The organism is uncultured Kocuria sp. (assembly GCF_947500125.1).
Classification (GTDB): domain Bacteria; phylum Actinomycetota; class Actinomycetes; order Actinomycetales; family Micrococcaceae; genus Kocuria.
Genome location: NZ_CANMRA010000001.1, coordinates 60,058 through 80,786, shown reverse-complemented (window position 1 = coordinate 80,786; position 20,729 = coordinate 60,058). Strand labels below are relative to the sequence as shown.

Annotated in this window: 17 protein-coding genes; 13 read left to right on the top strand and 4 right to left on the bottom strand. The window is 74.2% G+C overall.

Annotation, left to right across the window (positions count from 1 at the left end; genetic code table 11):
- The first annotated feature begins 26 nt into the window (after positions 1-26).
- The 3 genes from Q0817_RS00355 to Q0817_RS00345 all read left to right on the top strand — a co-directional run bounded on the left by Q0817_RS00355 (position 27) and on the right by Q0817_RS00345 (position 1,977).
- The gene (locus Q0817_RS00355) at positions 27-1,001 is read left to right on the top strand and encodes a hypothetical protein (protein WP_298582537.1); all 975 of its coding nucleotides are present in this window, start codon (positions 27-29) and stop codon (positions 999-1,001) included.
- 101 nt (positions 1,002-1,102) lie between these two features.
- Positions 1,103-1,465: a helix-turn-helix domain-containing protein gene (locus Q0817_RS00350; RefSeq protein WP_298582534.1), complete on the top strand. Its 363-nt coding sequence runs from the start codon at positions 1,103-1,105 to the stop codon at positions 1,463-1,465.
- A gap of 14 nt (positions 1,466-1,479) precedes the next feature.
- The gene (locus tag Q0817_RS00345; protein ID WP_298582531.1) at positions 1,480-1,977 is read left to right on the top strand and encodes an SRPBCC domain-containing protein; all 498 of its coding nucleotides are present in this window, start codon (positions 1,480-1,482) and stop codon (positions 1,975-1,977) included.
- Between the two features lie 162 nt (positions 1,978-2,139).
- On the opposite strand, the gene Q0817_RS00340 is transcribed toward Q0817_RS00345, so the two are convergent.
- Together Q0817_RS00340 and Q0817_RS00335 are read right to left on the bottom strand one after the other, a co-directional pair.
- A complete protein-coding gene (locus Q0817_RS00340) occupies positions 2,140-4,533 on the bottom strand; it encodes an acyl-CoA dehydrogenase (RefSeq protein ID WP_298582527.1) in 2,394 nt (797 codons plus the stop codon).
- Positions 4,534-4,622: 89 nt separating this feature from the next.
- The gene (locus Q0817_RS00335) at positions 4,623-5,411 is read right to left on the bottom strand and encodes a TetR/AcrR family transcriptional regulator (protein ID WP_298582524.1); all 789 of its coding nucleotides are present in this window, start codon (positions 5,409-5,411) and stop codon (positions 4,623-4,625) included.
- 147 nt (positions 5,412-5,558) lie between these two features.
- Between Q0817_RS00335 and Q0817_RS00330 the strand changes: the two genes are divergently transcribed.
- The 6 genes from Q0817_RS00330 (at position 5,559) to Q0817_RS00305 (ending at position 13,606) form a co-directional block, all read left to right on the top strand.
- Positions 5,559-6,854: an acetyl-CoA C-acetyltransferase gene (locus Q0817_RS00330; protein ID WP_298583038.1), complete on the top strand. Its 1,296-nt coding sequence runs from the start codon at positions 5,559-5,561 to the stop codon at positions 6,852-6,854.
- A 52-nt stretch (positions 6,855-6,906) separates the two neighbouring features.
- Positions 6,907-8,289 carry a 3-oxoacyl-ACP reductase gene (locus Q0817_RS00325; RefSeq protein ID WP_298582521.1) on the top strand — a complete coding sequence of 461 codons (1,383 nt, stop codon included), beginning with the start codon at positions 6,907-6,909 and terminating at the stop codon, positions 8,287-8,289.
- A 2-nt stretch (positions 8,290-8,291) separates the two neighbouring features.
- The gene (locus tag Q0817_RS00320; protein ID WP_298583036.1) at positions 8,292-9,266 is read left to right on the top strand and encodes a MaoC/PaaZ C-terminal domain-containing protein; all 975 of its coding nucleotides are present in this window, start codon (positions 8,292-8,294) and stop codon (positions 9,264-9,266) included.
- 57 nt (positions 9,267-9,323) lie between these two features.
- Positions 9,324-11,594: an NAD-dependent DNA ligase LigA gene (ligA, locus tag Q0817_RS00315; protein ID WP_298582518.1), complete on the top strand. Its 2,271-nt coding sequence runs from the start codon at positions 9,324-9,326 to the stop codon at positions 11,592-11,594.
- A gap of 2 nt (positions 11,595-11,596) precedes the next feature.
- The gene (locus Q0817_RS00310) at positions 11,597-12,436 is read left to right on the top strand and encodes an inositol monophosphatase family protein (protein ID WP_298582515.1); all 840 of its coding nucleotides are present in this window, start codon (positions 11,597-11,599) and stop codon (positions 12,434-12,436) included.
- A 456-nt stretch (positions 12,437-12,892) separates the two neighbouring features.
- Positions 12,893-13,606 carry a transglycosylase family protein gene (locus tag Q0817_RS00305; RefSeq protein ID WP_298582513.1) on the top strand — a complete coding sequence of 238 codons (714 nt, stop codon included), beginning with the start codon at positions 12,893-12,895 and terminating at the stop codon, positions 13,604-13,606.
- Positions 13,607-13,723: 117 nt separating this feature from the next.
- Here the strand turns inward: Q0817_RS00305 and Q0817_RS00300 are convergent, their stop codons facing one another.
- Positions 13,724-14,272 (bottom strand): hypothetical protein, encoded by a 549-nt coding sequence (locus Q0817_RS00300; RefSeq protein ID WP_298582510.1) that lies wholly within the window; start codon positions 14,270-14,272, stop codon positions 13,724-13,726.
- A gap of 138 nt (positions 14,273-14,410) precedes the next feature.
- Here Q0817_RS00300 and gatC point away from each other — a divergent pair, with 138 nt between their 5' ends.
- The 4 genes from gatC to Q0817_RS00280 all read left to right on the top strand — a co-directional run bounded on the left by gatC (position 14,411) and on the right by Q0817_RS00280 (position 19,184).
- Complete coding sequence (gene gatC / locus Q0817_RS00295; protein WP_298582507.1) at positions 14,411-14,707, top strand: Asp-tRNA(Asn)/Glu-tRNA(Gln) amidotransferase subunit GatC; 297 nt, start codon at positions 14,411-14,413, stop codon at positions 14,705-14,707.
- 4 nt (positions 14,708-14,711) lie between these two features.
- Positions 14,712-16,358 (top strand): Asp-tRNA(Asn)/Glu-tRNA(Gln) amidotransferase subunit GatA, encoded by a 1,647-nt coding sequence (gene gatA / locus Q0817_RS00290; protein WP_298582504.1) that lies wholly within the window; start codon positions 14,712-14,714, stop codon positions 16,356-16,358.
- Entirely contained in the window at positions 16,358-17,872 is a 1,515-nt protein-coding gene (gene gatB / locus Q0817_RS00285) for an Asp-tRNA(Asn)/Glu-tRNA(Gln) amidotransferase subunit GatB (RefSeq protein ID WP_298582501.1), read from the top strand. The genes gatA and gatB overlap by 1 nt, the downstream gene beginning before the upstream one ends.
- 190 nt (positions 17,873-18,062) lie before the next feature.
- Positions 18,063-19,184, top strand: coding sequence for an FAD-binding oxidoreductase (locus Q0817_RS00280; protein ID WP_298582498.1), 1,122 nt, complete (start codon positions 18,063-18,065; stop codon positions 19,182-19,184).
- A 79-nt stretch (positions 19,185-19,263) separates the two neighbouring features.
- Here the strand turns inward: Q0817_RS00280 and Q0817_RS00275 are convergent, their stop codons facing one another.
- Positions 19,264-20,682, bottom strand: a complete 1,419-nt coding sequence (locus tag Q0817_RS00275) for an FAD-binding oxidoreductase (RefSeq protein ID WP_298582495.1) — start codon at positions 20,680-20,682, stop codon at positions 19,264-19,266.
- Positions 20,683-20,729: the final 47 nt, after the last annotated feature.

Here is a 20,729-nt window from a genome sequence, read left to right as displayed (position 1 = left end):
CACCGGCTCTGTTTACCTTTGAGAACATGGTCGTCTCGCGCCGCTCCTTCGTCCTCACCGGCCTGGTGCTCACCGCCTCGGGGGCCTTCGGCGGCATGCTGCCCGAGCCGTCGGCGGGGCGGCGCCCGTTCGTGCTGTGGGGCTCCTCCTCGGCGGCCAGCGCGCTCCACCGCGACCGCCCGCGGGGCTACCCGGCGGTGCGCATCGACGCCCTGCTGTCGCAGCTGCTGGAGGCGCCGGGGACCTCGCGCGCCGTCAGCGGCGACCGGTCGTGGCAGACCCTGGCGATGCGCAGCCGCGCCCACCCCTACCTGCCGCGGCTGGGCTCCGGCTACGGGGTCGGCCGGATCCCGGCCCACGGGGAGCTGGTGGTGCCCACCGTGGACGGCCGGGTGCCGAGCGTGCACGAGCCGGTCCCGGGCACCGTCTCGGGGATCCCGTGCACCATCCGGGCCGTGGCGCGGGACGGGGACACCGTGGTGCTGCGCCGCGAGGTGCCCGGGGCGGAGCGCGACGTGGCGCCCGCGTCCGCGGCACGGTGGCGCACCGCGCTGGAGGAGCGCCACCGCGGCCACGTCCACCTGCTGTGGACGGGCAAGAACAACATCGAGGACGAGGACCAGGTCACCTCCGACACCCGTGCGGCGTGGCGGGTCGAGCCGGACACGTCCGTGGTGATGGGCCACTGGCACACCGTGGCCGACCGGCCCGGCACGCCCGGGTGGGAGCAGGTGCGCGGCGTGAACGCGGTCCACCGGGAGGAGTACGGCGACCGGTTCTACGACACGATGGCCGATCTGCGGGATCCCGCGCTGTGGTCCCTGCCGGGCCTGCGGCGCCACCGGATCGGCGTCTCGGCCGCGGACCGCCGGTGGCTGGCCCTGGGGCTGCCTCCGCGCTCCGTCGTGGCGGGGGACCGCCGGCACCTCAACGCGCTCGGCAACACGATCGTGGCCCACGGCCTGCGCCGCCACCTGACCGGACCGGCCGGGCTCTACTGAGCGGCTCCCGGAGCCGCCCCGGGCGTCCTCGACGCGTCATCGGCGTTCCCCGGGTGCCGACCTCTTGTCCCGGGCCGCGGAACGGCCTAACATACAACCAAATGGTTGTAGAAAACGAGCTGACGGACGACGAGGTCGACCGCATCTTCCAGGCCCTCGCGGACACGACGCGACGGGACATCGTGACGCGGGTGCTGCGGCAGGAGCAGTCGGTCTCCGCGCTGGCGGGGCACTACCGGATGAGCTTCGCGGCGGTGCAGAAGCACGTGGCCGTGCTCGAGCGGGCCGCACTGGTCACCAAGCGGCGGCGCGGGCGGGAGCAGGTGGTGCACGGCAACGTGGCCACGCTGCGCCGGGCGGCCGGGCTGCTGGAGGACTACGAGCAGATCTGGCGCGGGCGTGCCCGCGCCATCGAGGACCTCCTCGCCGAGGAGGTGCCCCCCGGCGACCGGGGGGCGCAGTAGGAAGGGAGCAGGACATGCCGGTCATCGACGTGCACCAGGACACGGAGGCACTGACCCTGACGTTCGTCGCGGAGTTCGCCGCGGACGTCGAGCGGGTCTGGCAGGTCTGGGCGGACCCGCGCCAGCTGGAGCGCTGGTGGGGGCCGCCCGAGTGGCCCGCCACCTTCGAGGAGCACGAGCTCTCCGAGGGCGGACGGTGCCGCTACTACATGACCGGACCGGACGGGGAGAAGGCCCGGGGCTGGTGGACGGTCACCGCCGTGGACCCGCCGCACCGGCTGGAGTTCGACGACGGCTTCGCGGGCGAGGACGGCGAGCCGGACCCCACGCTGGGGGCCACCCACGGCGTCGTGACGTTCGAGGCCCTCGAGGGCCGGACGCGGATGACCACGGTGTCCACCTTCGAGAGCGCGGAGCAGCTCGCGCAGATGTCGGCGATGGGCATGGAGGAGGGCATGCGCGAGGCCATGGGCCAGATCGACGGCCTCCTCGCCGGCCCGACTCCCCGCTGAGCACTCCCCGATCCGCCGGGACCGGACCGGACGACGCCGCCGCCCCGGGACTCCCGGGGCGGCGGCGTCGGTGTGTCCGGCCGGTGTGTCCGGCCGGTGTGTCCGGCCGGTGTGGTCGGGCCGGTGTGGTCCGGACCGTGCGGTCCGGACGGGGCGCGCGGGTCAGGCGTCCTGGCGCACGGCGGTGTCCGCGCCGGGCCCGGTGCCCGCGGGCCGGGCCGCGGTTCCGGCACGGCCCTCGGCCGGCTCCGCGGCGGTGTCCGCGGCCGGTTCCCCGGCCGCCGCGGCCCGCTGCGCCGCCTTCTTCAGGGGCTTGAGCTCGAGCCGGCGCTCGTGCTTGCGCTCGGCCCGGCGCTCCGCCTGCTTCTCGGCCCGGCGCTCCTTCTTCTTCTCCTCCTTGGTCTCCTCCGGGGCCTTCTCGCCCGGGGCGCCGGCGGCGGGGGTGGCGGAGTCCCTGCGCGGAGCCTTCTCCTTGACCGGGGCGCCGCCCGAGGCGCGCAGCCGCCGGTAGTGCTCGGCGGCCTCCTCCTGGCGGCGGGCCTCGATCCCCGTGGCGATCTCGGCCCGCAGGTGCCCCGGCTCGAGCTCGAACGCGGCCACGAGGTCGAGCGCGTGCGGGCGCAGGCGGGCGAGCAGCCGGTCGATGTACTCGTCGAGGCTGCGCCCGCGACGCATGGACAGCCGGCCGTAGGAGAGGTACCACGCGAGGTTCTTCTCGATGAGCCGCAGCCCGAAGACGTCGCGCAGCCAGGTGAGCACCCTGCGGGTGCCCGGGTCCCCGACCTGCTCCAGGCCGCGGGTGAAGGCCTCCCACTGCAGCAGCTCCGCGTGGGCGCGGGCCGTCGCGATGAGCTTGTGCTGGTTCTCGTTGAACAGCGCCGCGGCCTCCGCGCGGGGGAGCTTGGCGCTGGGCCGCAGGTTCTCCGCGATCTCGGCGACCATGGTCTCCACCCGGTCCGTGAGCAGGGCGCGCTGCGCGGACTCCTCGCGCAGGGCGTTGACGGAGCGGCGCACGTCCCCGGTGTCCCGGAACGCCTGGCCGAGCTTGCGCAGCCCGGACCGGTGGTACGTGGCCTCGGTGGCCCGGCCCGCCACGTAGCGGGCCATCACGCCCATGTCGACCTGCTTGAACTCGTCCGCCCAGTCGGACAGCAGCCGCTTGGCCACGAGCTGCAGCAGCACCGTGTTGTCGCCCTCGAACGTCGCGTAGATGTCCAGGTCGTGGCGCAGCGAGGTGAGCCGGTTCTTCGTCAGGAACCCCGCGCCGCCGCAGGCCTCGCGGCACTCCTGGACGGTGTCCAGGGCGCTCCAGGTGGACAGCGCCTTCAGCGCCGCGGCGAGGGTCTCTAGATCCTGCCGGTTCTCGTCGGTGTCCTCGCGGCCCGAGAAGACGTCGTCGTACTTGTGCAGCAGCTCCTGGTGGGCGAAGTGCATGGCGTACGTCTCGGCCAGCCGGGGCAGCAGCCGCCGCTGGTGCTGCTGGTAGTCCATCAGCACCTCCTCCTGGATGTCGGAGGACGCGTTGAACTGGCGGCGCTCGCTGCCGTAGCGGATGGCGATGCTCAGCGCGGCCTTGTTCGCCAGGACGGCCGCGCCGTCGAGGGAGACCCTGCCCTGCACCAGCGTGCCGATCATCGTGAAGAAGCGGCGGCCCGGGCTCGCGATGGGCGAGCTGTAGCTGCCGTCCGCGGCCACGGCCCCGTACTTGTCCAGCAGGTGCGTGCGCGGGACCCGCACCCGGGTGAAGTGCAGGCGCCCGTTGTCGATGCCGTTGAGCCCGCCCTTGTGGCCGTCGTCCTCGCCGCCCACGCCGGGCAGGAAGTTCCCCTCCTCGTCCCGCAGGTCCACCCAGAAGGCGTGCACGCCGTGGTTCACGCCGAGCGTGACGAGCTGGGCGAAGACCACGGCGGCGCGCCCGTGCACGGCGGCGTTGCCGAGGTAGTCCTTCCACGCCGCCTTGAAGGGGGTGTGGATCTCGAACTCCTCCGTGGCGGGGTCGTACGTCGCGGTCGTGCCGATCGAGGCGACGTCGGAGCCGTGGCCGATCTCGGTCATCGCGAACACGCCGGGGATCCGCAGGTCCCGGATGTCGGCGAGCCAGCGGCGGTGGTGCTCCTCGGTGCCGAGGTTGAGCACGGCGGAGCCGAACAGGCCCCACTGCACGCCGGCCTTGATCTGCATGGAGGGGTCCCCGAGCAGCAGCTCCTCGAACCCCGAGACGTTGCCGCCCGGGTCGTTGTGCCCGCCGTACTCCTCGGGCAGCCCGCGGCTCATCGCGCCGTGCTCCACCAGCAGGTGCAGCTGGCCCAGCACGCGTTCGCGCTGCTCGTGGTGGCCGAGGTCCGGCTGCTGGTGCAGCCGCTCGTCGAGCAGCATCCGGCGCGTCTCGCGCCGGATCCCGGCCCAGCGTCCGAGCAGCACCTCGCCGAGGGCGGCGACGTCCACGGCGGGCGCCGGGATCGCGGCGTCGTCCGCGGCGGTGGATCCGGCGGTGGATCGGGCGGTGGATCCGGCGGTGGCCCGGGTGCTGGTCGGTCGGTCGACGGTGGTGGTCATGATCGCTCCTGTCGTGGGTGACCGGCGGTGGCCGGTGCGGTCACGGGGTGGTCGGGGCCGGTCGGGGTCCGCGCCGGCCCGGGTGGTGGTCAGGCGGGCGGCTGCTCCGGCACGGGCGCGCCGGGCGGGCGCAGGCCGTCGACGGCCCAGCCCACGATCAGCTCCGTCATCCGCGCGCGGGACGGGCGCCGTGTGCCCTCGGGGGTGTTCATCCAGGCCTCGCCGGCGCCGCGCACCATGCCGATCGTGGACGCGGCCCAGTAGCTGAGCACCGGCTCCTCCAGCCGGCGCTCGGCGGGGGTGTGGCGCACGTGCGCCTCCGCGAGCAGCCCGCTGACGGACTCGGTGAACTCCTGGATCAGCCAGCGCTCGCCGCCGTCCTCGGCGGGGGCGGCCTCCTTGCCGGAGCGCTCGCCGCGGGTCTGCTCGCCACGGGCCCGCTCGGCCCGGTGCCGCTCGAGCCGGGACCGCCCGGGGTCGGGCGAGAGGGCCACGACGAAGCGGTACACCGACGCCGAGCGCTCGATGCTGAGCAGGTACTCCGCGACCATCGCCTCGACCGAGTCCTCGAAGGAGCCGGCCGCGCGGGCCGCCTCCTCGAGCCGGTCGCGCATCCGCGTCACGGTGTACTCGCCGACCGCTCGCTGGAGTCCCGCCTTGTCCCCGAAGTACCGGTAGTAGACGGACTTGGACGTCTGGCACGCGGACGCGATCTCCTCCATGGACGCCTGGGCGCCGAGCTCGTCCACGGCGCTGCGCGCGGTGCGGATGAGCTCGATCCGGCGCTGGGCGCGGTGCCGGGCCCAGCGGGAGGAGCGGCCGTCCGTGGCGGACGTGCCGCCCGGGGCGGTGGAGTCAGTGGCGTCGACCTGTTTCACGATACCCAGAGTATCAGGTATTATCGTTCGTGACGTGAGCAGCATCACAACACCACCGAGGAGTTCCCTGTGAGCGAGTCCACCCCCGAGCAGACCGTCGAGCCCACCGCCGAGCACACCACCCCCAGCGGCGCCGGCCGCACCGGTGTGGCCCGCCGGGCCGTCGTGGTCGGCGCCAACCGCATCCCCTTCGCCCGGGCGCACGGCGCCTACGCGAACGCCGGCAACCAGGACATGCTCACCGCCGCCCTCGACGGGCTGGCCGCCCGCTACGGCCTCGCCGGGGAGCGGATCGGCGAGGTCGCCGCCGGGGCCGTGCTCAAGCACCCCAAGGACTTCAACCTCACGCGCGAGTCCGTGCTCGGCTCGGTCCTCGATCCGCGCACCCCCGCCTTCGACGTGCAGCAGGCCTGCGCCACGGGCATGGAGGCCGTCTCCACGCTGGTCAACAAGATCCGGCTCGGCCAGATCGACTCGGCCGTGGCCGGTGGCGTCGACTCCGCCTCGGACGCCCCCGTGGTGGTGAGCGAACGGCTGCGCCGGACCCTGCTCGAGCTCAACCGGGCCAGGAGCACCCCGCAGAAGCTCAAGGCCCTCGCGGGGCTGCGCCCGGGCGACCTCAAGCCGGTGGCCCCCGGCACGGGGGAGCCGCGCACGGGGCTGTCCATGGGCGAGCACCAGGCCCTCACCACCGCCCGCTGGGGCATCTCCCGCGAGGCCCAGGACGAGTTCGCCGCCGCGAGCCACCAGCACCTGGCCGCCGCCTACGAGCGCGGGTTCTTCGACGACCTCGTCACCCCCTTCCGCGGCCTGTCCCGGGACAACAACCTCCGCCCGGACAGCTCCGTCGAGAAGCTCGCCGGGCTCAAGCCGGTGTTCGGGAAGTCCCTCGACGCCGAGGCCACGATGACGGCGGGCAACTCCACGCCCCTCACCGACGGCGCCTCGACCGTGCTGCTGGCCTCCGAGGACTGGGCCGCGGAGCACTCCCTGCCCGTGCTCGCCGACGTCGTGGACGTCGAGGCGGCCGCCGTCGACTTCGTGCACGGCGACGAGGGCCTGCTGATGGCCGGCGCCTACGCCGTGCCCCGCCTGCTGGCGCGCCAGGGCCTGGCCCTCGAGGACTTCGACTTCGTCGAGATCCACGAGGCCTTCGCCGCGACCGTGCTCTCCACCCTCGCCGCGTGGGAGGACGAGCAGTTCGGCCGCGAGCGGCTGGGCCTGGACGGCGCCTTCGGCGCCGTGGACCGGAGCCGCCTCAACGTCACGGGCTCCTCGCTCGCGGCCGGGCACCCCTTCGCCGCGACCGGCGGGCGCATCGTCGGCACCCTCGCCAAGCTGCTGCGCGAGCGCGCCGACGAGACCGGGCGCCCCGCCCGCGGGCTCATCTCGGTCTGCGCCGCCGGCGGCCTGGGCGTCACCGCGGTCCTCGAGGCCCGCTGAGCCCGCGCCCGCCGACGCCCCCACCGACCCCCACAGCAAGGACCCCACTGACATGGCAGACACCTACCTCGACCTCGTCAGCTCCGGCCCCGGCGGCAGGCTCGCCCGGCAGCTCGGGCTGCCCGCGCCCGCCCGGCTGCGCCGCCACCGTGCCGGGGAACCGCTCGTGCCCGGACCCGTCCTCGTGCTGGGGCGGGGGGAGGAGGCCGACAGGATCGCCGCGGCCCTGCTCGGCTGGGACCTGGACGTCCGGCGCCACCCCGAGGACGTCCACCGGTTCGGGGCCGTCGTGCTGGCCCTGACCGAGCTCGCGCGGCCGGCGGACCTCGCCGAGCCCGCGCTCGGGCTGGGCGGGGCGCTGCGCTCGCTCGCCCCCGGCGGCCGGGTGGTCACCGTGTCCCGGCCCGCGCCGGGCATCGGCACGGGCGCGGCCTCGGCGACGCCCGCGGCGGCGGAGCCCCTCGAACCGGCCGTCGCCGCGGCCCGCCAGGCGGTCGTCGGCCTCCTGCGCTCCACCGCCCAGGAGATGCGCGGCGGGGCCACCGCCAACGGCGTCCTGCTCGCCGAGGGCGTCGACCCCGAGGCCCCGAGCGTGCTGGGCACCCTGCGCTTCCTGCTCTCCGGGCGCAGCGCCTTCGTCTCCGGGCAGTTCGTGACGGTCGGCGACGACGCCGGGGCCCTGCCCGCCGACTGGGAGGCCCCCCTGCGGGGCAAGGTCGCCGCCGTCACCGGCGCGGCCCGCGGCATCGGCGCGCAGATCGCCCGCACGCTCGCCGGCGCCGGCGCCCACGTCGTCGTCGTGGACGTCCCGGCCGCGGGCGAGCCCCTGGCCGCGCTCGCCAACGACATCCACGCCGTGGCCCTCCAGCTCGACATCACGGACGAGCACGCCGGGGAGCGGATCCTCGGGCTCGCCCGGGAGCGCTTCGGCCGCCTGGACGTGGTGGTGCACAACGCCGGGATCACCCGGGACAAGCTGCTGGCCAACATGGACGAGTCCCGCTGGTCCTCGGTGCTCGCCGTGAACCTCGAGTCGCAGCTGCGGATGAACGAGCAGCTGCTGGCGGGGGAGGGCCTGGGTCCGGCCCCGCGGATCGTCTCCCTGGCCTCCACGAGCGGTGTCGCGGGCAACCGCGGGCAGACCAACTACGCGGCCTCTAAGGCCGGGGTGATCGGGATGGTCGCCGCCGCCGCACCCCTGCTGGCGCGGCGCGGCGGCAGCATCAACGCCGTGGCCCCCGGGTTCATCGAGACGGAGATGACCGCCCGGATCCCGGCGGCCCGCCGCCAGGTCGCCCGCCGGCTGAACTCCCTGCAGCAGGGCGGGCTGCCGGAGGACGTGGCCCAGGCCGTGCTCTTCCTGGCCTCGGACGCCGCCGGAGGCGTCAACGGGCAGACGCTGCGCGTGTGCGGCCAGAACCTGGTGGGGGCGTGAGCATGGACGGCGACCGGTACGAGCCCGTGGTCCTCACCGACATCCCCTCCCTCGGCGGGCTCTACGCCCGCGCCGCGGCGGGCGCGGCCGGCGGTCTGCTGCCGCGGGCGCTCACCGACCGGCTGCCGGGCCGGGCGCCCGGGCGCCGCCGCGGCACCGGGGGCGCTCCGGGCGACCTGCCCGCGGTGGCGCACGTGGTCGAGGCCGTGGTCGTGGACGCCGCCGGGCACGAGGCGTTCTGCCGCACGGTCGGCGCGCCGCTGCACGAGGGCGCCGGCGGGACCGAGGCCTTCTCCGGGTACCTGCACGCCCTCGCGTTCCCCGTGGCCATGAGCGTGCTGACCCGCCCGGACTTCCCGCTGCCGGTCCTCGGCATGGTGCACCTGGCCAACGAGGTCGAGCACCGCGGGTCCGTGGCCGTGGGGGAGGACCTGACCGTCACGGCCCACGCCGAGCGGCTGCGCCCGCACCGCTCCGGCGCGCAGGTCGACGTCGTCGCCCGCCTGACGAGGGGCGACGGCGAGCCCGTCTGGACGGGCCGCTCCACCTACCTCGCCAAGGGCGTGCGCGTGCCCGGGACCGTCGAGGAGTCCCCGCGCGAGGAGTTCGTGCCGCCGGCGCCGACCGGGCACTGGCGGCTGACGGGCGGCACCGGACGGGACTACGCCGCGGTGAGCGGGGACTGGAACCCGATCCACCTCTCCGGACCCACCGCCCGGGCGCTCGGCATGAAGCAGGCCATCGCCCACGGCATGTACTCCGCCTCGCGCGCCCTGGCCGAGGTCGGGGTGCCGCCCGGGGTGCCCTTCCGCTGGACGGTGGAGTTCGCCGCCCCGGTCCCCCTGCCCGGAACGGTCGCGGTCGCGATCACCGACGACGGGCGGGGCGCCGGCTGGCGGGGCTCGCGCTTCGCCGGGTGGGACCCGCGGCGCCGGCGCCCGCACTTCACGGGGACGGTGGTGCGGCAAGAGGGCTGACCCGCCGCCGCGGAGCGGAACGCGGGTCCCCTCCGGCGCGTGGGCCACAATGGTCGGGTGAGCCCACAGCAGAGGACAGACGCACGCCCCGTCGACGCCACCGGTCAGGACCTCAACCCCGCCCCGCCCAGTGAGGACCTCAAGGAGCAGTACGCGGAGCTCGTGGACCGGGTGCGCGCGGCGCGGACCGCCTACTACGTCGAGGACGCGCCCACCATCCCGGACGCGGAGTACGACGAGCTGTACCGGCGGCTCGAGGAGATCGAGGCGCTGAACCCGGAGCTCGTGGCCAACGACTCGCCCACCCAGGAGGTCGGCGGCGAGGTCTCCGCGGCGTTCGCGCCGGTGACCCACCTCGCGCGGATGTACTCCCTCGAGGACGTCTTCTCGATCGACGAGCTGACCGCCTGGACGGAGAAGACCACCGCCTCCATCGCGGCGCTGCCGGACGCCCCGGAGTCCGCGTGGCTCACCGAGCTGAAGATCGACGGACTGGCCGTGAACCTGCTCTACCGCGACGGCGAGCTGGTGCGGGCCGCGACCCGGGGCGACGGCACCACGGGCGAGGACGTCACGCACAACGTGCGCACCATCGCGTCCATCCCCACCGTGCTCACCGGGGAGGACGTCCCCGAGGAGGTCGAGATCCGCGGCGAGGTGTTCATCTCCACCCGCGACTTCCGCTCCCTCAACGAGGCGATCGTGGCCGAGGGGCGCGCGCCCTTCGCCAACCCCCGCAACGCCGCGGCGGGCTCGCTGCGGCAGAAGGACCCGGAGGTCACGGCCCGGCGTCGGCTGTCCATGTACGTGCACGGGGTGGGCGCCGCCACGGGCCTGCGCGCCGACACCCAGTCCGGGGTCTACGAGCTGCTCGAGCGGTGGGGCCTGCCGGTCAGCCCGTACTACAAGGTGCTGCCCTCCACGGAGGACGTCCTCGCGTTCATCGAGGAGTTCGGCCGCCGCCGCCACGACCTCATCCACGAGATCGACGGCATCGTGGTCAAGGTCGACGACCGCCGCACCCAGTTCCGGCTGGGGCACACCTCCCGGGTGCCCCGCTGGTCCGTGGCCTACAAGTACCCGCCCGAGGAGGTGCACACGCGGCTCAAGGACATCCTGGTCAACGTGGGCCGCACCGGACGGGTCACCCCCTACGGGCTCATGGAGCCGGTGCGGGTCGCCGGGTCCACGGTGGAGATGGCCACGCTGCACAACCAGGACGTGGTCAAGGCCAAGGGCGTGCTCATCGGGGACACCGTGGTGCTGCGCAAGGCGGGGGACGTGATCCCCGAGATCGTGGGCCCCGTGGTGGCGCTGCGGGACGGCACGGAGCGCGCGTTCGTGATGCCCACCCACTGCCCGTCCTGCGGCACGGAGCTGCGCCCGGCCAAGGAGGGCGACGTCGACATCCGCTGCCCCAACGCCCGCAGCTGCCCGGCCCAGCTGCGGGAGCGGGTCTTCCACGCCGCCGGCCGCGGCGCCTTCGACATCGAGGCCCTCGGCTACGAGGCGGCCCTCGCCCTGACCCGGCCCGACGAGCCGGAGGTCCCGCCGCTGACCAGCGAGGCGCACCTGTTCGACCTGACGCCCGAGGACCTGCGCGAGGTGCGGATCCGGCGGGAGAAGAGGTCGCGCGGCACGCCCACGGGCGAGACCGAGCTCGTGCCGTACTTCTGGACGAAGGGCACGGCCAAGAAGCCGTCCGAGCCCACCGCCACCACACGCAAGCTGTTCGAGGAGCTCGAGAAGGCCAAGGCGCAGCCGCTGTGGCGCGTGCTCGTGGCCCTGTCCGTCCGGCACGTGGGCCCGACCGCCGCCCGGTCCCTGGCCACCGCGTTCGGCTCGCTGCCGGCGATCCGCGACGCCGACGAGGAGACGCTGGCCCACGCCGACGGCGTGGGGCCCGTGATCGCCGCGGCCCTCACCGAGTGGTTCGCCGAGCCCTGGCGCCGCGAGATCGTGGAGCGCTGGGCGGCGGCGGGCGTGCGCATGGAGGACGAGGTGGACGAGTCCGTGCCCCGCACCCTCGAGGGCACCACCGTGGTCATCACCGGCACCCTCGAGCGCTTCAGCCGCGACTCCGCGAAGGAGGCGGTGCTGGTGCGCGGGGGCAAGGCCTCGGGCTCCGTGTCGAAGAAGACGCACTTCCTGGTGGCGGGCGAGAACGCCGGCACCAAGCTGGACAAGGCCGAGCAGCTCGGCGTGCCCGTGCTCGACGAGGCGGGGTTCGAACGGCTCCTCGCCGAGGGGCCGGACGCCTTCGCCGGTGCGGCCGAGGGCACGGAGAGCGGCACGGAGAACGGTACGGACGACGAGGACGGGGTCTGAGCATGGGACGGCACGACGACGCGCTGGAGGGCCTCGGCCCCACCGGCGCCCACCTGGAGGAGCTGCTGGAGCTGGCCCTGGCGGCCGCCGAGGCCGGGGCGGAGGTCCTGCGGGGCCGCGACGCCGACCGGCTGGGCGTCACCGGCAAGTCCGGCGAGGGGGACTGGGTCACCCGCTTCGACGTCGCCGCGGAGCAGGCCGTGCTGCGCACGATCCTGGACCGCCGCCCGCACGACACGGTCACCGGGGAGGAGTCGGGCACGCACCGCCCGGAGCACCCCTCCGGGATCCGCTGGTCGGTGGACCCGCTCGACGGCACCACCAACTTCATCCGCGGCATCGTCTACTACTGCACGTCCGTGGCCGCCGCCGACGCCGAGGGCAACTGGCTCGTGGGGGCCGTCAACGCCCCGGCCCTGCGCCGCACCTGGTTCGCGGTGCGCGGCGCCGGGGCGTGGGTCGAGGCGGACGGGACGACCCGCCGGCTCGAGGGTCCCGTGCCGGACCGGCCGGGCCGGATCTACGGCACCGGGTTCTCCTTCGACGCCGCCCGGCGCGAGCGCCAGATGCCGGGCTTCCTGGCCACCATGCGGCACTACACGGACCTGCGGCGCCTGGGCTCGGCGGCCCTGGACCTGTGCATGGTCGCGGACGGCACCCTCGACGGGTACGGCGAGCAGGGCCTGCACGAGCACGACTGGGCCGCCGGCGCGCTCATCGCCGAGGAGGCCGGTGCGCTCGTGACCCGGCCGGAGCTGCCCTCTCCGGCGGCGGGAGAGGTGCCGGCCGCCGACCGCCTCGCGGCCTGGATCACCGCGCGCGAGCGCGGGATCCCGGGCTGAGCGCGGGGCGGGACGCGGCCCGCCCCCGGTGTGAGATACCTCTCGTGACTTGACCGAGACCAAAAAGTTGCCATAGCGTGATCTTCGAAGCGTTCTTCCCGAGGTGTCATGACCTCCGCTTCCGGAACGAGAGTTCTCCCCGCCGGTCTGGATCACGGATCGGCACCCCGCACCGACCGAACGTGTGATACCTCACGTCGGCCCGAAAGGGGTAGCGCAACGAAAATCGTTACGCTATCGTGATAAACAGCTTCCCCGAGGATTCCTCCGGGGATCCGGTGTGCCCGGGATCCGAATTCCGGCACGCCACCAGATCATGCTAGGTGCTGCCGTAACACCGCACGTCGTCTATAGGGCAGACACCTGTAAGCACTTACCCACAACACTTTCACGGGTAGACGACGGCGCGAAGACATCCGGGGACGGAAACGAGCGCAGGTGGCCTCAGGGAGCATCATGACCAACACCTCCGCTGTTCGTCGCAACGTCCGTCGCGGTGCCGCCGCCCTGATCCTCGGCGGAACCGCCGTGGGCGCCATGGCCCTCCCGGCCAACGCCGCCCCCGCCTCCACCTGGGACGCCCTCGCCGAGTGCGAGTCCGGTGGCAACTGGAACACCAACACCGGCAACGGCTTCTCCGGTGGCCTGCAGTTCACCCCCTCCACCTGGGCCGCCTTCGGTGGCGAGGGTGCTCCGCAGAACGCCTCCCGTGCGCAGCAGATCGCCGTGGCCGAGAACGTTCTCGACGGCCAGGGCTGGGGCGCGTGGCCCGCCTGCTCCGCGAAGCTGGGCCTGTCCGGCTCCGCCGCCCCCTCCGCGAACCCCATGGGCTCCGCGTCCGTGACCCCGCAGTCGGTCCAGGCCCCGGCCCCCGTCGAGGCCCCGGCCCCTGCTCCGGCTGCCGCCCCCGCGCCGGCCCCGGCTCCCGTCCAGGCCCCGGCCCCGGCCGCCGCGAAGGCTCCGGTCGTCGAGTACGTGGCCCCGGCCGCCCCCGTGGCCCCGGCCGCGGTCTCCGCCGAGTCCTACACCGTGGTCGCCGGCGACACCCTCGGTTCCATCGCCGACAAGCTCGGCGTCGAGAACTGGGAGGACCTGTACGCCGCGAACGCGGACATCATCGCCGACCCGAACCTGATCTTCCCGGGCCAGGTGCTGACCGTCCCCGCCTGATCCCCACCGGACAGGCACCGCGCGGCCGCGCCGCGCGAGAGCACGCGAAAGGGCCCCTCCGACCGGAGGGGCCCTTTCGCATGCCCGGTGACCGCCGGGGCGGCGCAGCGGGTCGGCTCAGGTCCACAGCCACGGGTCGGCGGGCTCGACCGAGGCGTCGCCGAAGCTCACGGAGCGCTCCGCGCCCTTGAGCCGGTACGGCTGGATCACCATGAGGGACTCGCCCTCCCGGTGCTGGGTCTCCACGGCCACGGCGGTCTGCCCGGACCGGTCCGGCAGGGTCACGGGGAAGGCGACCGCGGCGCAGAGGACGTCGTCCCGCACCTCCACGGCCCTCGCCCGCAGGGCGTCCAGGGCGGCCTCCGGGCTCAGCTCCTCCGCGTCCTCGGCGGGCAGGCTGTCCAGCTCGTACTCGCCGTCCTTGCGAGCGGTCACGAGGAACGCGGGGAACGCCCCGTGCTGCCCCAGCTGCTGCTCGGCCACGGCCTGGACGTGGGCCATGACCGTGTCGATCGTCGCGGCGGCGTCCTTGCTGACCCGCTGGCGCCACGCGTTGGCGGCGTCCGTCGCGGAGGTCGCGCGCGCGGCCTTGCCGGAGCGGGCGCCGGGGCGCCCGCTCTTGGCGCCTCGGTCCTTCTTCGTGCGGGCGGGGGTGCTCTTGGCCATGTCCGGGTGCTCCTGTGCGGTGGTCGGTGCGTCCCTCCAGGGTATGCCCCTGCGGGGCCCCCTCCGGCCGGGAAGGAGGGGAGTGCCGCGCGGCTAGACTGGACCGGAAACCACCCCCGATCACGAGCAGGAGCGCGCATGTCTGCGATCACCCGCGAGCAGGTCGCCCACCTGGCGAAGCTCGCGCACATCGAGATGACCGAGGAGGAGCTGCGGTCCATGGCCAAGGAGCTCGACCTCGTCGTCGACTCCGTGGCGTCCGTCAGCGAGGCCGCCGGACCGGACGTCCCGGCCACGAGCCACCCCATCCCGCTGCAGAACGTCTTCCGCGAGGACGTCGTGGGGGCGACCCTCACCGCCGAGGAGTCGCTGCGCAACGCACCGGACGCCGCCGAGGGCAAGTTCAAGGTGCCCGCCATCCTGGACGAGGAGTAGCCCCATGACCAGCACTGGAACCCCCCAGGGCGTCGTCGGCCTCTCCGCCGCCGAGCTCGCCCGGCGGCTCGCCGCCGGTGAGCTCACCTCCGTCGACGCCGTCCAGGCCCACCTGGACCGCATCCGCGAGACCGACGGCGCCCCCGTCGACCCGGCCGACCGCAGCCGCGGCAAGACCGGGCTCAACGCCTTCCTGCACGTCAACGCCGAGGAGGCCCTGTCCGTGGCCGCCGAGGTGGACGCCGCCCGCGCCCGCGGCGAGGAGCTGCCCGAGCTCGCCGGCGTCCCGATCGCGGTCAAGGACCTCATCGTCACCCAGGGCCAGCCCACCACCGCCGCGTCGCGGATGCTCGAGGGCTGGATGAGCCCGTACGACGCCACCGTGACCCGGAAGCTGCGCGCCGCCCGGATGCCGATGCTGGGCAAGACGAACCTCGACGAGTTCGCAATGGGCTCCTCCAACGAGCACTCCGCCTTCGGCGACACCCGCAACCCGTGGGACCTGTCCCGGATCCCGGGCGGGTCCGGCGGCGGGTCCGCCGCGGCCGTGACCGCGTTCCAGACGCCGCTGGCCCTGGGCACGGACACCGGCGGGTCCATCCGCCAGCCGGCGGCCCTCACCGGTTCGGTCGGGGTCAAGCCGACCTACGGAGGGGTCTCGCGCTACGGCGTGATCGCCATGGCCTCCTCGCTCGACCAGGTGGGCCCCGTGTCGCGCACGGTGCTCGACGCCGCGCTGCTGCACGAGGTGATCGGCGGGCACGACCCGCAGGACTCCACGTCCCTGCCGGACCCGGTCGGCGACCTCGCCGCCCAGGCCCGGGCCGGTGCCGCCGGGGGCGGGCTGGCGGGTCTGCGCGTGGGCGTCGTCAAGGAGCTCACGGGCGAGGGCTTCCAGCCCGGCGTCCAGCAGCGCTTCCAGGAGGCCGTGGAGCTGCTGCGCTCCGCGGGCGCCGAGGTCGTGGAGGTCTCCACCCCGAACTTCAAGTACGCCCTGGGCGCCTACTACCTCATCATGTCCTCGGAGGTCTCCTCCAACCTCGCCAAGTACGACGGCGTGCGCTTCGGCCACCGCGTGCTGCCCGAGGACGGCCCCCTGACCATCGAGCGCGTGATGGGCTCCACGCGGGCCGCGGGCTTCGGCGCGGAGGTCAAGCGCCGCATCATCCTGGGCACCTACGCGCTGTCCGCGGGCTACTACGACGCCTACTACGGCTCGGCGCAGAAGGTCCGGACCCTCGTGCAGCGGGACTTCGCGGCCGCGTTCGAGCAGGTGGACGTGCTGGTCTCCCCGACGGCACCGACCACCGCGTTCGAGCGGGGCGCCGTGGACGAGTCCGCCGACCCCATGCAGATGTACCTCAACGACATCGCCACCATCCCCACCAACCTGGCCGGGGTCCCCGCGATCTCCGTCCCCGGCGGCCTCGCGCCCGAGGACGGGCTGCCCGTGGGCATCCAGTTCATGGCCCCGGCCCGCCAGGACGCCCGGCTCTACCGCGCCGGCGCCGGCCTGGAGGCCCTGCTCGAGCAGCGCTGGGGCGGACCGCTCTGGCAGGCCCTGCCGGACACCGCCGCCCTGGTCCGGGACCTGGCCGGCGACCCGGCCGCGCCCGATCTGTCCGCACCCGTCCGGGGAGGAGCCCGCTGATGAACCGGAGCACCGAAGAGGTCCTGTCCTTCGACGAGGCCATGGAGAAGTACGACCCCGTGCTGGGCTTCGAGGTCCACGTGGAGCTCAACACCCGGACCAAGATGTTCGACGCCGCCCCCAACGTCTTCGGGGACGAGCCGAACACCAACGTCACCCCGGTCTCGCTCGGCCTGCCCGGGGTGCTCCCCGTGGTGAACCGGGTGGCCGTGGAGTCGGCCATCAAGCTCGGGCTCGCCCTGGGCTGCGAGATCCGCCCGGTCTCGCACTTCGCGCGGAAGAACTACTTCTACCCGGACACCCCCAAGAACTTCCAGACCTCCCAGTACGACGAGCCGATCGCCGAGAACGGCTCCGTCGACGTCGAGCTGGAGGACGGGACCGTGTTCACGGTCGAGATCGAGCGCGCCCACATGGAGGAGGACGCCGGGAAGCTCACGCACATGGGCGGCGCCGCCGGGCGCATCCAGGGCGCCGACTTCTCCCTGGTCGACTACAACCGCGCCGGGGTCCCGCTCATCGAGATCGTGACGAAGCCCATCGTGGGCGCCGGCTCCCGCGCGCCCGAGCTGGCCCGCGTGTACGTGGCCATGATCCGGGAGATCGTGAAGAACCTCGGGATCTCGGACGCGAAGATGGAGCGCGGCAACGTCCGCTGCGACGCCAACGTGTCCCTCATGCCCAAGGGCAGCGCCACGTTCGGCACCCGCTCCGAGACCAAGAACGTGAACTCCCTGCGCGCCGTGGAGCGGGCGGTGCGCTTCGAGATCCAGCGCCACGCGGCGGTCCTCGACTCCGGCGGCACGATCGTGCAGGAGACCCGGCACTGGCACGAGGACACCCGCTCCACCACGAGCGGGCGCCCCAAGTCCGACGCCGACGACTACCGGTACTTCCCCGAGCCCGACCTCGTGCCGGTCGTGACCGACCACGAGTGGATCGAGCGGCTACGCGCCGAGCTGCCCGAGCCCCCGGCCGAGCGCCGGAGGCGGCTCAGGACCGACTGGGGATTCTCCGACGAGGAGTTCCGCGACGTCGTCAACGCGGGGGTCCTCGACGAGATCGAGCAGACCGTCGCCGCCGGCGCCGCCCCGGCGGCGGCCCGCAAGTGGTGGATGGGCGAGATCGCCCGCCTGGCCAACCAGCGGGAGACGGAGATCGCCGACCTCGGGGTCACCCCGCAGCACGTCGTCGAGCTCAACGGGCTCATCGACGCCGGCAAGATCAACGACAAGCTCGCCAAGAAGGTCCTCGCCCACGTGCTGGACGGCGAGGGCTCGCCCGCGGAGGTCGTCGAGCGGCGCGGCCTGGCGGTGGTCTCCGACGACTCCGTGCTGACCGCGGCGATCGACGACGCCATGGCCCAGATGCCCGACGTCGTGGCGAAGGTGCAGGCCGGCAAGGTCCAGGCCGTCGGCGCCCTCATCGGCCCGGTCATGAAGGCCACCCGCGGCCAGGCCGACGCGGGCCGGGTGCGCGAGCTGATCCTGGAGAAGCTCGGCGTCCAGGGCTGACCGCAGCCCGCGCCGGCGCAGGACCGCGTGCGCCGGCGCGGACCGCCGAGGGGTCGCCTCCTGCGGGAATCTGTCAAGGATTCCGGCAGGAGGCGACCCCTCGCCGCGCGGCGTGCTCCGGACGCGACCCCTCGCCGCGCGGCGTGCTCCGGACGCGACCCCTCGCCGCGCGGCGTGCGAGCATGGGCCCATGGACCCTGCGTGCGACGTGCTCATCATCGGCGGCGGCATCGCCGGACTGTCCCTGGCCTCGGAGCTGGCCGACCGGCGGGGGAGCGGAGCGGGGATCGTGCTCGCGGAGACCGAGCACGCCCTGGCCCACCACACCTCCGGGCGCTCGGCAGAGCAGCTCATCCCCAGCTACGGCCCGGCGCCCGTCCGGGAGCTGACCGGGGCGACCGTCGCCCGGCTGCTCGACCCCCGCCCCGCACCGTCCCGTCTCCTGGCCTGGCCCAGTCGCATGGTCCTCGTGGGGACCGAGGAGCGGCTGCGGACCGAGGCCGCTCCGGAAACGCGGGCGCTGTCCCGCGCGGAGCTCGTGGAGCTGTGCCCCGAGCTGGCCTGCTCCCCGGCGGACGTGGTCGAGGCCGGGCGCCTCGACAGCACCTCCGTGCGCACCGACGCCGCGGCCCTGGTGTCGTGGCACCGCGACCGCGCCACGGCGGCGGGCGCGCAGCTGCGCACCGGCGCCCCGGTGACCGCGGCGGAGCCCGACGCCGCCGGCTGGCGGGTCACGCTCGGCGCGCACCGGCTGCGGGCCCGGCAGGTCGTGGTCGCCGCGGGCGCCTGGGCGGACGAGGTGGCCACCCTGTTCGGCGCGGCCCCGCTGGGTCTGCGCCCGCTGCGGCGCACCGCCGCCCTCGTGCGGCTCGCGAAGCCGCTGGCCCCCGACCACCCCATGGTCGTCGCCGCGGACCGCGGCTGGTACTACCGGCGGGCCGGGGAGGGGGCGCTCGTCTCCCCGTCCGAGGCCGTGCCCAGCGAGCCCTGCGACGCGCAGCCGGTGCTCGAGGACGTCGAGGACCTCCTGGCGCGGCTCAACACCGTGACGTCGCTGGGGGCCACCGGGATCGAGCGGGCCTGGACCGGTCTGCGCACCGAGGCCCCGGACGGCGTGCCCGTGTGCGGCTTCGACACCGCAGTGCCCGGGTTCCTGTGGCTGGCCGGCCAGGGCGGCTACGGGTTCCAGACGAGCACCGCCATGGCCCACGCCGCCGCGGACCTGCTCCTCGACGGGGCCGTGGGCCCGTGGTGCTCCCAGGAGACCGCCGCCGCCCTGGACCCGGTCCGCCTCCGGGCGGCGCCCGCCTGACCGGACCGGCGCTCCGCCGCAGGCGGACGGTGAGCAGCGGCCGGCGCCCGGAAGGGGTGCTCCTCGTGCCGCGTCGAGATCAGGAGCCGGCCGGGCGAATGTTCTGGTTCAGGTGGAACACGTTCTCGGGGTCGTACTCCGCCTTGATCCTGGCGAGCCGCTCATAGCTGCTGCCGTAGGCGTCCCGGACCCGGTCGCGGCCCTCCTCCATGAGGAAGTTGACGTAGACCGCGCCGGACCCGGTCGGGTGCAGCTCCTCCCAGTAGGCCTTGGTCCACTCCGTGATCCGTTGCGCGTTCGCTGGGTCGGGGTCGACGCCGACGATGGTGCCGGTCCAGCCCTCGCCGCGGTGGGCGAAGGCGGTCTCGGACTCCGGAACCCGTGCCGCCGCGCCACCGATCGGGTACAGGTGCATCGAGGAGTGCCCCGTGGGCAGGGCGGCCAGGTACTTCTGGTGCACCCGGATCGCCTCGTCGGTGATCTCGTCGAAGAAGTCGGCGCGCCAGTACCACTGCAGTCCTGCCGGGTACAGGCCGTCGAACGCTGACTGCAGGACGTCGAAGGGCATCTGCTGCATCCCCACGACCAGGGGCGTGCCGAACTCGCGCACGGGTGCTGTGACCTCCTCGGCCCGGTCCAACGGCCCGGTGTAGCACCACACGATGCCGCAGGCGTGGCGGCCCCACAGTTCCTCGGGGAACGGCGGGGCCGGCGGGATGGCCATGATGCCGATCCAGCCGTTGAGCTCCTCCGGCAGGCCCGGCAGCACCTCCCGGTACCAGCGCATGACCTCGGGGAGATCCGCCTCGTCGTAGAGGACCGGACCGCCGAAGACCACGCCGTTATCGCCGATCTCGTGGCAGCTGAACCGGAACGAGGTGACCACGCCGAAGTTGCCGCTGCCCCCACGCAACGCCCAGAACAGGGCAGGGTGGGACTCCGCGTCCGCCACCACCTTCCTGCCGTCGGCCAGGACGACGTCGGCGGCGAGCAGGTTGTCCACAGTCAGCCCGAAACGGCGGGTCAGGTACCCCACGCCCCCGCCCAGTGCCAGGCCGCCCACGCCCGTGCTGGCGATGAACCCGGAGGGTGTGGCCATGCCCGCGGCGACGGTCACCCGGTCCACGTCGCCCCAGGTGCAGCCCCCGTCCACGACGACCTCGTGCCGGGTGGGGTCGACCGTGACGCCGCGCATGGCGGAGAGGTCGATGACCAGGGCGTCGTCGGCGACGCTCAGGCCGGCGGCGCCGTGCCCGCCGCCGCGCACGGCCAGGTCGATCCCGTGTTCACGGCCGAAGCGGATACAGGACGCGACGTCGTCCGCGTCGGCGCACCGGGCGATGGCGGCCGGGTACCGGTCGACCATCCCGTTGTAGACGGCCCGTGCACCGTCGTACTCAGCATCCTGGCTTCGGATCAGGGCACCCCGCAGGCTCGTGGCCAGGGTGTCGAACGGGACGTCGGCGAACGTGGTCTGTTGTGAGGATGTGGTGTTCATGATCGGTTCTCCCGAACAGGGCAGGGCCTGCTGGTCCCGCCGGTAGG

Coding starts and splice junctions, on each gene's coding strand:
- gatB (WP_298582501.1), top strand. CDS start 16,358: ATGAACCGGAGCACCGAAGAGGTCCTGTCCTTCGACGAGGCCATGGAG.
- gatC (WP_298582507.1), top strand. CDS start 14,411: ATGTCTGCGATCACCCGCGAGCAGGTCGCCCACCTGGCGAAGCTCGCG.
- Q0817_RS00355 (WP_298582537.1), top strand. CDS start 27: ATGGTCGTCTCGCGCCGCTCCTTCGTCCTCACCGGCCTGGTGCTCACC.
- Q0817_RS00280 (WP_298582498.1), top strand. CDS start 18,063: ATGGACCCTGCGTGCGACGTGCTCATCATCGGCGGCGGCATCGCCGGA.
- Q0817_RS00340 (WP_298582527.1), bottom strand. CDS start 4,533: ATGACCACCACCGTCGACCGACCGACCAGCACCCGGGCCACCGCCGGA.
- Q0817_RS00350 (WP_298582534.1), top strand. CDS start 1,103: ATGGTTGTAGAAAACGAGCTGACGGACGACGAGGTCGACCGCATCTTC.
- Q0817_RS00300 (WP_298582510.1), bottom strand. CDS start 14,272: ATGGCCAAGAGCACCCCCGCCCGCACGAAGAAGGACCGAGGCGCCAAG.
- Q0817_RS00320 (WP_298583036.1), top strand. CDS start 8,292: ATGGACGGCGACCGGTACGAGCCCGTGGTCCTCACCGACATCCCCTCC.
- Q0817_RS00305 (WP_298582513.1), top strand. CDS start 12,893: ATGACCAACACCTCCGCTGTTCGTCGCAACGTCCGTCGCGGTGCCGCC.
- Q0817_RS00310 (WP_298582515.1), top strand. CDS start 11,597: ATGGGACGGCACGACGACGCGCTGGAGGGCCTCGGCCCCACCGGCGCC.
- Q0817_RS00345 (WP_298582531.1), top strand. CDS start 1,480: ATGCCGGTCATCGACGTGCACCAGGACACGGAGGCACTGACCCTGACG.
- Q0817_RS00275 (WP_298582495.1), bottom strand. CDS start 20,682: ATGAACACCACATCCTCACAACAGACCACGTTCGCCGACGTCCCGTTC.
- gatA (WP_298582504.1), top strand. CDS start 14,712: ATGACCAGCACTGGAACCCCCCAGGGCGTCGTCGGCCTCTCCGCCGCC.
- Q0817_RS00325 (WP_298582521.1), top strand. CDS start 6,907: ATGGCAGACACCTACCTCGACCTCGTCAGCTCCGGCCCCGGCGGCAGG.